11 protein-coding genes and 1 tRNA gene are annotated in these 11,160 nt (G+C 60.4%); 8 read left to right on the top strand and 4 right to left on the bottom strand.

Annotation, left to right across the window (positions count from 1 at the left end):
* Genes Syncc8109_RS05185 through dnaK form a run of 3 tightly spaced genes read right to left on the bottom strand, consistent with a single transcriptional unit; the run spans position 1 to position 3,395 of the window.
* A complete protein-coding gene (locus Syncc8109_RS05185; RefSeq protein ID WP_006850338.1) occupies positions 1–444 on the bottom strand; it encodes a DUF3110 domain-containing protein in 444 nt (147 codons plus the stop codon).
* 43 nt (positions 445–487) lie between these two features.
* Positions 488–1,420: a DnaJ domain-containing protein gene (locus Syncc8109_RS05180; protein ID WP_006849627.1), complete on the bottom strand. Its 933-nt coding sequence runs from the start codon at positions 1,418–1,420 to the stop codon at positions 488–490.
* Complete coding sequence (gene dnaK, locus Syncc8109_RS05175) at positions 1,404–3,395, bottom strand: molecular chaperone DnaK (protein WP_025362255.1); 1,992 nt, start codon at positions 3,393–3,395, stop codon at positions 1,404–1,406. Before dnaK ends, Syncc8109_RS05180 begins: the two co-directional genes overlap by 17 nt.
* A gap of 123 nt (positions 3,396–3,518) precedes the next feature.
* Here dnaK and pstC point away from each other — a divergent pair, with 123 nt between their 5' ends.
* The 3 genes from pstC to pstB are packed head-to-tail and all read left to right on the top strand — an operon-like array spanning position 3,519 to position 6,227.
* On the top strand, positions 3,519–4,466 hold the full coding sequence (gene pstC, locus Syncc8109_RS05170) for a phosphate ABC transporter permease subunit PstC (protein WP_006851297.1): 948 nt from the start codon (positions 3,519–3,521) through the stop codon (positions 4,464–4,466).
* A 1-nt stretch (position 4,467) separates the two neighbouring features.
* The gene (gene pstA / locus Syncc8109_RS05165; RefSeq protein ID WP_006850553.1) at positions 4,468–5,385 is read left to right on the top strand and encodes a phosphate ABC transporter permease PstA; all 918 of its coding nucleotides are present in this window, start codon (positions 4,468–4,470) and stop codon (positions 5,383–5,385) included.
* Positions 5,386–5,405: 20 nt separating this feature from the next.
* A complete protein-coding gene (gene pstB / locus Syncc8109_RS05160) occupies positions 5,406–6,227 on the top strand; it encodes a phosphate ABC transporter ATP-binding protein PstB (RefSeq protein WP_006849844.1) in 822 nt (273 codons plus the stop codon).
* An 85-nt stretch (positions 6,228–6,312) separates the two neighbouring features.
* Here the strand turns inward: pstB and Syncc8109_RS05155 are convergent.
* Positions 6,313–6,399 (bottom strand) — tRNA-Ser (locus Syncc8109_RS05155).
* Between the two features lie 53 nt (positions 6,400–6,452).
* On the opposite strand from Syncc8109_RS05155, the gene Syncc8109_RS05150 reads away from it, so the two are divergent.
* The 5 genes from Syncc8109_RS05150 (at position 6,453) to htpG (ending at position 11,155) form a co-directional block, all read left to right on the top strand.
* Entirely contained in the window at positions 6,453–6,821 is a 369-nt protein-coding gene (locus Syncc8109_RS05150) for a 2Fe-2S iron-sulfur cluster-binding protein (RefSeq protein WP_006851708.1), read from the top strand.
* Positions 6,822–6,823: 2 nt separating this feature from the next.
* Positions 6,824–7,711, top strand: coding sequence for an inositol monophosphatase family protein (locus Syncc8109_RS05145; RefSeq protein WP_006850410.1), 888 nt, complete (start codon positions 6,824–6,826; stop codon positions 7,709–7,711).
* A 22-nt stretch (positions 7,712–7,733) separates the two neighbouring features.
* Positions 7,734–8,912, top strand: a complete 1,179-nt coding sequence (locus tag Syncc8109_RS05140) for an ATP phosphoribosyltransferase regulatory subunit (protein WP_006849725.1) — start codon at positions 7,734–7,736, stop codon at positions 8,910–8,912.
* A gap of 25 nt (positions 8,913–8,937) precedes the next feature.
* A complete protein-coding gene (locus tag Syncc8109_RS05135; protein WP_006851587.1) occupies positions 8,938–9,162 on the top strand; it encodes a ferredoxin family protein in 225 nt (74 codons plus the stop codon).
* An 88-nt stretch (positions 9,163–9,250) separates the two neighbouring features.
* Positions 9,251–11,155 (top strand): molecular chaperone HtpG, encoded by a 1,905-nt coding sequence (htpG, locus tag Syncc8109_RS05130; protein WP_006850737.1) that lies wholly within the window; start codon positions 9,251–9,253, stop codon positions 11,153–11,155.
* Positions 11,156–11,160: the final 5 nt, after the last annotated feature.

The raw sequence follows: 11,160 nt of genomic DNA, 5'->3' as shown, positions 1-11,160 counted from the left end.
TCAGAGCAGACCCTCCAGGCGCCGACGCAGCTCATCCAGTTCAGGATTCGATTCCGGTTCGGTCTCCAGTCCCTGGCGCGCCGGCTCCACGCCCTGCTGCTCTACCACCCCGTCGTCCGAAACTGTGTCGTCCTTCCAGTTGCTCACATCTCGGTTGATCTGGGGCGGCGCCATAAACAGACGCTCCTCGTCATTGCTGGGCACAAAGCCCGACTCGATCACCCGAGCCTCGTAGCCGGCCTCACGGCAGAACAGATCAACGTCTTCCCGATCGAGGGCCTCCACCGTCGGAACCGGAAAGTCCTGGGCCTCCAAAAGACCGGCATAACGCTCGGCATCGTCGATGTTCTCAAACAGCAGAACCACGGTTCGTCCGGCGATTTCAAGCGAGTGGATGCCTTCGCTATCCGTACCGGCATCAAAGAGCAGGACGTGGACGCGCATCGGAAAAACCGTCAGATCAACCGGACCGGAGTCTCACCCATCGTCAACCACCCTGCTCGGATTCGCTCGCCAGTTCCTGAAGACGTCGGTAGAGGGCCCGTTCCGCATCACCCAGATCCGACGGAATCACCACAACTATCTCCACCAACTGGTCACCCCGCTCGTCATCAAGCTGCAGCCCACGCCCCCGCAGCCGCAGCAAACGTCCACTGGATGAGCCTGGAGGAACCTGCAGCGTCACAGGGCCATCTAGGGTCGGCACGTCCACAGCGCAGCCAAGGGCTGCATCCGGTGGGAACAGCATCAGCTTGTAGAGCACCCTCAGACCATCAATCCGCAGGCCGTCGTTGGTCACGACCCTGAGCTGCAGGAAGTGATCACGGCCGCCGGGGGCAACGCCTTCAAGCCGCAGACGCCAGCCATCCCCAGCAAAGGGGGGCGTGTTCAGCTCGATCACTGTGCCGTCATCGAGCGTCAGTTCCACCACGGATCCCTGGAGGGCCTGATCCGGAGTGAGATGGACCACCGACTCAAGATCTTCCACGGCACGCACCGGCGGCGGCGGCGGCGGTGCCGAAACCGGAGTTTCATAGGCCCTGCTGTCACGGCTGGCGTCATCACCCCGAACGGGGGAATCGGGCTCGTCCTCAACCTCAGCTGGGGAACGACCTGTTCCGGCGCCGAAGATCACATCGAGGTAGTCCTCAAAATCTGGGAAGCCCTTGGCAAAGGGATCGGCAACATCCGCACGGAATCCAGCCCCCCGCTGCCAGACCTCACGCCGGCGGGGATCGCTGAGCACCGCATAGGCCTCATTGACCAACTTGAAGCGCTCTTCAGCAAAGGGATCGTTGCTGTTGAGATCGGGGTGCCAGCGGCGCGCCTCCCGGCGAAAAGCCCGTTTCAGTTGCTGATCCGTGCAGTCGGCATCGACCCCCAGCAGAGACCAGTAATCAGGCTCAGCGGTAGATGTCATCGTCCCAAGGTGCAGGGTCACGCCGGCTCAGACCACGGCCACGGTCACCCGGACGGCTGGGGGGACCCCAGGGGTCGTCGTCCCAGTCATCGGCAAACAGCTCATCCTTGAGAGAGCCCAGGGTGTTGCGGATCCCCTGAAGCGGGCTGCCATCGGCCTGACGTTCCGCCGACAGCCGGCGGTTCAGCCCGAACAACGCCTCCTCGAGACCACTCACGCAGAGATCAAGCTCCTGAAGGTCGTCGTTGGCGAGGCAGTCCTGCACGTCACGCATGGCCATTTCAACGGCCCGTTGCTGCCGTTCAGCTCCATAGGGCCCCAACTCGAGCGAGGCATCCCGCAGGCGCCGTTCCGCCTGGGCAAGCAAGGTCTGTGCCCGGTTGCGGCGCTCGATCTGATTGCGTTTGCGCCTGTCCTCATCAGCCCTCGCTTCCGCTTCCGCCAGCAGAGCGATCACATCCTCCTCATTGAGGTTCGAGCCGCCCTGAATCGACACCGACTGCTTGCGGCCGGTGGTGCGGTCTGTGGCACTGACCTGCAGCAGACCATTGGCATCGATGTCGAAGGCCACCTGAACCTGGGGCACCCCCCGCGGGGCAGGTGGAATCCCTGAGAGCCTGAAACGTCCGAGGGATTTGTTGTCCGTCGCCATCTGGCGCTCCCCTTGCCAGACATGGATTTCCACGGACGACTGATTGGCTTCCGAGGTGCTGAACACATCGGACTGACGCACGGGTATCGGCGTATTGCGGGGAATCAGCACCTTCATCAATCCGCCGATGGTCTCCAGTCCCAGCGACAGGGGGGTGACGTCGTTGAGCAGCAGATCCCTGAGTTCACCGGTGAGGATTCCGGCCTGCACCGCAGCACCGATCGCCACCACCTCATCTGGATTCACTGATTGGCAGGGATCGATCGGCACGAGGGTGCGCACCAGTTGCTGAACCATCGGCATCCGCGTGGCACCGCCTACCAGCACGACGTCATCGATGTCATCAGCCGACAAACCGGAATCGCGTAGCGCCGCCTGGACTGGACTTAGCAGACGATCCAGCAGATCGGGGCAGAGCCCTTCGAAGGTGGCACGGTCCAGGCGGGTTTCGATGTGCAGCGGACCATCGCTGCCGGTGGCAATGAAGGGAAGCGAAATGGGGGTGCTCAGCACACCGGAGAGTTCCTGCTTCGCCTTCTCAGCCGCTTCCGTCAACCGCTGCAAGGCCTGACGATCGCGGCGCAGATCAACCCTGTGCTCCTCCTCAAAGGCATCAGCCAGCCAGTTAACGATGCGTTGATCGAAATCGTTGCCGCCGAGTTGCGTGTCGCCGTTTGTCGCCTTGACGTCAAAAACTCCATTGGCGATGCGCAGCAGCGACACGTCAAAGGTTCCTCCACCGAGGTCGAAGACCAAGACCCGTTTGACGGCGCTGCGGTCAAAGCCATAGGCCAGTGCAGCTGCGGTGGGCTCATTGAGAATCCGCTCCACCGATATGCCCGCCAGGCGTCCGGCGTCGCGGGTGGCCTGGCGCTGCGCATCGTTGAAGTAAGCGGGCACGGTCACCACGGCCGCTTCCACCGGTTCACCCAGATAGGTGGACGCGTCGTCGACAAGCTTGCGAATGATGCTGGCCACCAGTTCTTCGGGCGCGTATTCCCGCTCGGTCACCGGACAGGGCACCCGAACCTGCCCCTGGTCGTTGGCACGCACCGTGTAGGGAACCGACAGGCTGCTGTCCTCCAGCTCGTCCCAGTCCCGGCCGACGAACCGCTTCAGGTTCGAGAAGGTGTTTCGGGGACTGAGCACCAGCTGGCGGCGGGCCAGCTGCCCCACCAGCAGTTCCTGATCTTTGGTGTATCCGACAACGGATGGGGTGGTTCGGCCGCCCTCGGCATTGGCGATCACGTGGGGACGACCTGCCTCCAGCACAGCGACTACCGAATTGGTGGTCCCCAGATCGATTCCGACGATCCGCCCCATATCCATGAAAACTTGATCCCCACGCTAACGGCAGGTTCAAACCGGCTCCAGCCCCCGCTTAAGACGTTCTTAATGACCTCAAACGGTTCGGGTCATACGTTGTAAGGGCACGCCATTGGATGCATGTCCGACGCGGACAGTCGTTACTTGCTCCGAAGCCGTCCACCAGCGGAAAGACTGGTGGACATAAGTTTCAGAAACCTCGCCATCGCCATGGCCTCCGTTGTGGCGATCGTTCTGTTCTCAATCCTGGTGGTGGTTTTCCAGGGAAGCCTGGATTCCATGGCCCGCTACGGCTGGCAATTTCTGGTCACCTCAGACTGGAATCCCGTGGACGATCAGTACGGGGCCGGGGCAGCGATCTACGGCACCTTGATCACATCACTGCTGGCCTTGATGATTGCGGTGCCCCTCGGGGTTGGCACAGCCATCTTCATCACCGAAAACATCATCCCCAAGCGGATCAGGGACGTGATCGGCCTGATGGTGGAACTGCTCGCCGCAATTCCATCGGTGGTGCTTGGCCTCTGGGCCATTTTTGTGATGGAACCGTTCATCAGACCTGGGCTTGAACTTCTCTATCAACTGTTCAATTGGATCCCCCTGTTCAGCACCCCACCGATGGGTCCTGGCACCATTCCTGCAGTGTTAATCCTGGTGGTGATGATACTGCCGATCATCACGGCGATTTCCCGTGATTGCCTGAATCAGGTTCCACGGCAACTCCGCCAGGCGGCCTATGGGGTAGGCACAACCCGCTGGGGAGCCATCATCAATGTGATTCTCCCTGCAGCGATTTCCGGAATCATTGGTGGTGTGATGTTGGCCTTAGGCCGGGCGATGGGCGAAACCATGGCGGTGACGATGATCATCGGAAATTCCAACAACTTCAGCGTGTCGCTGCTAGCTCCCGGCAACACCATCGCAGCGATGTTGGCCAATCAATTTGGTGAGGCGGATGGCTCCCAGGTGTCATCACTGATGTACGCAGCATTCGTACTGATTGTTCTCACCCTGTGCGTGAATATTTTTGCCCAGTGGATCGTGAAGCGTTTAAGCCTGAAGTACTGACATGACACAAACGCTCACCCACAACCAAGCAGAGTCAGCATCTGACCTCAGCTACAAACCCCTTCAACGCAGAAACATCAGCAGCAGGGCTCTCTCGTTTCTGGCAGCTCTATTTGCCGCGATTGCTGTCCTGCCCCTGATCCTGGTGCTGGGTTACGTGCTCGTACAGGGGGGCAGCAAGATCAGCCTGGCTCTGCTGACGCAACTGCCACCACCGCCAGGCCTCGAAGAGGGTGGCATCGCCAATGCAATCGTTGGAACGCTTGTGGTGACGGCCATCGCTGCGCTGATCGCCGTTCCGGTGGGCGTCGGTGGCGGCGTTTTTCTGGCTGAATACTCCCGTTCGGGATGGTTCGCTCAATTCATCCGCTTCGGCACCAATGTGCTGGCTGGGGTGCCATCGATCATTGCTGGCGTCTTTATTTACGGCACGATCGTCACCAGTCGAATTCTGTTCGGGAACGCATACAGCGCCATGGCCGGAGGCATGGCGCTGGCGGTGCTGATGCTTCCCACAGTGATCAAAACCACTGATGAAGGCCTGAAGCTGGTGCCCGACGATCTCCGGCGTGGTGCCCTCGGCGTGGGGGCATCCCGGTTTGTCACCGTTGTTCGAATCACCCTCCCTGCCGCATTAACCCCGATTGCCACAGGGGTTGTGCTTGGCATCGCCCGAGCAGCAGGGGAAACAGCTCCTTTGATCTTCACCGCTCTGTTCTCACCGTTCTGGTCGGATCTGCTCACGCCGGAAGGGATCTTCGCTCCAATCGCGACCCTCTCGGTGATGATCTACAACTTCGCGATCATGCCCTACGAATTTCACAACGAGCTGGCGTGGGCCGGATCGTTTGTGCTCGTGGTGATGATCCTGGCCCTGAACCTTCTTTCTCGCTGGCTGGCGCGATTTGCTGGCAAATAAACCATTTTCTACATAAAACAATGACGACTCTTCAACAGATCCAAGCCATCGAGTCCCACAACACAGACGTCGCCCTTTCCCTGCATAACGTCACGATCAGCTACGGCAATTTCGAAGCCGTCAAAAATGTCTACTGCGAGATCCCCCGCGGCAAGGTGACGGCATTCATTGGCCCATCTGGCTGTGGAAAGTCCACGGTGCTTCGTTCATTGAATCGAATGAATGATCTGATCGAAGGTTGCTCACTGAAGGGAAGCATCCTGTTTGGAGGTGTAGACCTCTACGGGCCCAGGATTGATCCCGTGGAAGTGCGCCGACGGATCGGAATGGTGTTCCAACAACCCAACCCATTCCCGAAAAGCATCTACGAAAACATCGCCTTCGGCGCACGCATCAATGGCTACACGGGAGACATGGATGAGCTTGTTGAGCGATCCCTCCGCCAGGCGGCGGTTTGGGATGAGTGCAAAGACAAGCTGAATGAGAGCGGGTATTCGCTGTCCGGCGGACAGCAGCAGCGCCTCTGCATCGCCCGCACAATCGCGATTCAGCCGGAGGTCATCCTCATGGATGAGCCTTGTTCAGCCCTCGACCCCATCTCAACGTTGAAGATCGAGGAGACGATGCATGAGCTCAAGAAGAGCTTCACCATCGTGATCGTCACGCACAACATGCAGCAGGCCGTTCGTGTCAGCGACATGACTGCTTTCTACAACGCAGAGGCCGTTGAAGGCGGAACCGGAAAGGTGGGTTATCTCGTGGAATTCAACGACACCGACAAGATCTTCAACGCCCCCCAACAACAGGCCACCCAGGACTACGTCTCCGGTCGTTTCGGCTGATTGCTGTCATTCACCCCGGCCAAGACCTTTGACGTACAGACCTCAAATGAGCAAAAAAAAATCCGGTCCTGAAGGACCGGAGAAGCGGAGAGCGAGGGATTCGAACCCTCGATAGAGTTGCCCCTATACAGCATTTCCAGTGCTGCGCCTTCGACCACTCGGCCAGCTCTCCACCGGCTAAATGGGGCAGGTGAGAATGTAGCAGGGCACTGCCAGCAGACCTTCATGCGTCCCAGCCACAGGATCACGATTCACTGGCGCCAGGAGGGTCGCACCATCACCCACAACGTCCCTGAGGGGGACTACATCCTCCACAGCTTCGAAGAGCAGGGTGACCCACTTCCTTTCTCTTGCAGAAACGGATGCTGCACGGAATGCGCCGTTCGCGTGCAGAGGGGCAGCCTCGACCAGCGCGAAGCCATGGGTCTGTCGCGGGAGCTGAGGGACAAGGGCTACGGCCTGCTCTGCGTCGCCCGCGCCATCGGCCCCCTGGAAGCTGAAACCCAGGATGAGGATGAGGTGTACGAGCTCCAGTTCGGACGCCACTTCGGCAAAGGGCGTGTCACCACTCGCATTCCCCTCGAGGAGGAGTGAGCATGCCGGAATCGATCTGCGACCGTGCCGCCCGCGAAGGCGGTCTCACCCCAAGCGATCTGGAGCGTCTTGTCGGCGTGGCCCGCTCAGCGGCCGATGCCGGTGGCCAGGAACTGATGCGCCATTACGGGCGCCTGGCGTCCATCGAAAGCAAAGGTCGTATCGGCGACCTGGTCACCAATGCCGACCTTGCAGCCGAACGCATCGTCTTGAAACTTCTAGCGGAGCAGACCCCTGAGATTGCTGTGCTGGCAGAGGAAAGCGGGGCGGCTGGTCAGCAGGACGGCCTTAGGTGGTGTGTTGACCCACTCGATGGGACCACAAACTTCGCCCACGGCTATCCCTTCTTTGCCACTTCAATCGGGCTCACCCTGGGCCAGCAGCCAATCCTCGGGGCCATCGCTGTGCCCTTTCTCAAGGAGATGTACTGGGGGGCATCGGGGATCGGAGCGTTCTGCAACGACAGCCCCCTGCAGGTGAGCAGCTGCGATCGGCTCGAAGACTCCCTGCTGGTGACCGGATTCGCCTACGACCGGCACACCCGACTCGACAACAACTACGCCGAGTTCTGCTGGTTCACCCATCGCACCCATGGAGTGCGCCGGGGCGGTGCTGCAGCAGTGGACCTGGCCTTTGTGGCCGCTGGCCGCCTGGACGGCTATTGGGAACGGGGCCTGTCTCCCTGGGATCTGGCGGCTGGCGTGGCGTTGGTGGATCTGGCCGGTGGAACCGTCACCGGCTATGGCAATCGACCCTTCGACCTCTCCAGTGGCCGGGTCGTTGCAGCTGGCGCCAGCCTGCATGCGGCGATCACCGAGGGGTTGTCTCAGGTGAAACCATTGCCTGGAGCCGCCTTCGGTGCGCCTGAGGTCACGGCCATGGGATCCTGAGGCGTGGCCGAGAGGACGTGAGATGGCGCTGCAACCTGCAGCTGGCGCAAAGGATCTGAATCCACGTCAGGTGGAGACCAACCGACAGCTGACGGAACGTCTGGCGTCGGTCTACCGCCTCTGGGGCTACGACGAGGTTTCGCCACCCCGGGTGGAACGCCTGGCCACCCTGATGGCCGGCGGTGCCATCGACAGCTCAGACATTGTTCGTCTGGTGGCTGATGACCCCCTCGGGCTGCGACCGGAGATGACGGCATCGATCGCCAGGGCCGCCTGCACCCGATTTGCAGATCGCCAGAGACCGCTGCGGCTCTGGGCCTCCGGGACGGTGTTCCGCACCCGTTCCGCCGATGAGGGAGGGCAGTGCATTGAGGAAAACCTTCAGAGCGGCGTTGAACTGTTCGGCGTCAGTGGCAGCGAAGCGGAGATGGAGCTGCTCAGCCTGCTGCTGGCCTCCGTTCAGACCCTGGAGCTGCAGGCCAGCCAGAAACCAAGGCTGTTGCTGGGGCACACCGCTCTGATGGATCTGGTACTCCGTCCTTTCAGCGGTGCGGTGCGAGATCAGATCCGCACGGCATTGATCGATTTCGACCGGTTGGCCATCGAGAGCTTCGACCTGGCCGACGCTGAGAAGACCAGGCTGCTCTCCCTGCTGGACTGCCGCGGCACCCCCGACCAAGTGCTGACGAAGCTCGGCAGTCTCTGCGGGGAACAGCCGGTCTTCGATGAGCTGCGGCGCCTCTGCGCCCATCTCGCCTCGGCAGCTCAAGCTCAGGCGGTGACGATCCAACTGGATCCAACCTTCCAACCCCATTTCGAGCTCTACACCGGCCTGGTGTTCCAGCTGGTGTGTGATGGCCGCAGTTCACCGGTGGTGATTGCCCGCGGCGGCCGCTACGACGATCTGGTGCACCGGTGCGGCGCAACGGATGACCGGGCCTTTGGCGCAGGGTTCAGCCTCGCGATCGATCCGATCCGCGAACTGATTTCAGACCTGGATGCTGCCAAACAACATCAGTCCGATGTTCTCGTTGCTTTTTCAACAGCCTCGAATCTGGAATCCGCCATGGAGCGTCAGCGCAGCTGGCATGAGCAGGGACGCACTGCCGTGATGGCCCTTGAACCCCTGGCGTCCAAGCAGGAGGCTGAGCAGCAGGCGAAGGCCCAGGGTGGTCTGCAGCTGGATTGGGTCGATCCTTAGGATCCGGCTGTACAGCAGAACCTCCATGGCTCATTCCATCGTCACTGACGTTTGCGAGGGCATCGCTGACTGTGTTGATGCCTGCCCTGTGGCCTGCATCGACCAGGGAAAAGGAAAGAACAAAAAGGGCACCGACTTCTATTGGATCAATTTCGACACCTGCATCGATTGCGGAATCTGCCTGCAGGTGTGTCCCGTTGAAGGGGCCATCGTTGCCGAAGAGCGCCCTGACCTGCAGAAGACGCCCTGAGCTGGAACAAGGTACGGTGAACCCCCTGAAACAGCCGTTGAGCCCGGGTGAAACCTGTCTCTAATGTCTAGTTTTTCGCAGCAAAGGAATGGCGGTGCTGGAGGAACAGGGTCAGATTCAGATCCACACCGAAAACATTTTCCCGATCATCAAGAAGGCCGTTTATTCCGGCCATGAGGTGTTTCTGCGGGAGCTGGTCAGTAATGGCGTCGACGCCATCAGCAAGCGCCGCATGGCGGCGATGGCAGGTGATTGCAGCGAAGGGGATGACGGGGCCATCCGGATCAGTGTGGATCGCCAAGCCAGAACGCTCACAATCAGCGACAACGGCATCGGCATGACCGCCGATGAAGTGAAGCGATACATCAACCAGGTGGCCTTCTCCAGCGCAGAGGATTTCCTGGAGAAGTACAAGCAGGAAAACGACGCCATCATTGGCCACTTCGGCCTGGGCTTCTATTCCAGCTTCATGGTGGCCAAGCGGGTTGAGCTGCTGACCCGTTCGGCCCGGCCCGAGGCTGAGGCCGTTCGCTGGAGCTGTGATGGTTCCCCGAACTTCAGCCTCACTGCCGCAGAGAAAGACAAGCCCGGCACGGACGTGATCCTTCATCTGATGGAGGACGAGCTCGAATATCTCGAACCAGCTCGGATCCGCACCCTAATCAACACCTACTGCGACTTCATGGCAGTACCGGTGCAGCTGGAAGGGGAAACCATCAACAAGATGGATGCCCCCTGGCGCAAAAGCGCCAGAGATCTTAGTGATCAGGACTACATCGACCTTTACCACTACCTCTATCCCTTCCAGGGCGATCCCCTGCTCTGGGTTCACCTCAACACCGACTATCCCTACAACCTTCAGGGCATTCTTTTCTTCCCCAAGCAGACCGGTCGTGCCGACTGGGAGAAGGGGGAAATCAAGCTGTACTGCAACCAGGTGTTCGTCAGCGATTCGATAAAGGAAGTCGTTCCGCGCTACCTGTTGCCTCTGCGGGGTGTGATCGATTCACCCGACATCCCCCTGAACGTTAGCCGCAGTGCCCTGCAAACCGATCGACGCGTTCGCTCCATCGGCAACTTCGTCGCCAAGAAAGTGTCCGACCGGCTGCGGAATCTGAAAAAGGAGGATCCCAAGGTTTACGCCGAGGCCTGGGATGCCCTGGCACCTTTCGTGAAGATCGGCGCCATGGAGGATGAGAAGTTCGCCGAACAGGTGTCTGAACTGATCCTGTTCGCCACTACCGCTGCAGCAGGAGAAGGGGACGACGCTGACCCGATTGCCTGCGATTCCCGTGCCTTCACCACCCTGGAGGGATACCGCAGCCGACTGGACGCGGATCAGAACAAGCGTGTGCTTTACAGCACCGATGACGTTGCCCAGGCCGGTGCGCTCAACCTCTGGACCTCCCAAGGCGCGGAAGTACTGAAGCTGGAGACGGTGATCGACACCCAGTTCATCCCCTGGCTGGAGCACCGCCATGAGGAACTCACCTTCCAGCGCGTCGACTCGGAACTGGACGAAAGCCTGAAGGACAACGATGCCGAACTCACCGACCAGGACGGCAGCACCGAGTCAGACCGACTGCGTGATCTGATCAAAGCGGCCCTGGCCAACGACAAGGTGACCGTTCAGGTGCAGGCCCTGAAAGCCGAAGGGGCACCGCCGGCCATGATTCTTCTGCCGGAACAGATGCGCCGGCTCAACGACATGGGCGCCTTGATGGAACAACGCCTGCCAGGCCTTCCCGAGCATCACGTGCTGCTGGTGAACCGGCGCCATCCCCTTGTGGAGGGGATGCTGAAGTTGCGTGCCGGTGGCGTGCTGGTAGGAGCGGCGGAAACATCGCCGACCGCAAGCCTGGCCGAGAATGTGGCCCGCCATTTGTATGACATGGCGCGCCTGGGCGTCGGGGGGCTGGAGCCAAATGAGCTGGCCGGTTTCCAGACCCGCAGCGCTGAATTGATGGGTGCCTTGATGCAGAGAGGACTTTGAGCTGA

Origin of the sequence: Synechococcus sp. WH 8109, from assembly GCF_000161795.2 — a bacterium.
In the GTDB taxonomy this organism is placed as follows: Bacteria; Cyanobacteriota; Cyanobacteriia; order PCC-6307; family Cyanobiaceae; genus Parasynechococcus.
The sequence above is the reverse complement of the archived record's forward strand: the minus strand, read 5'-3'. Positions and strand labels throughout refer to the sequence as shown.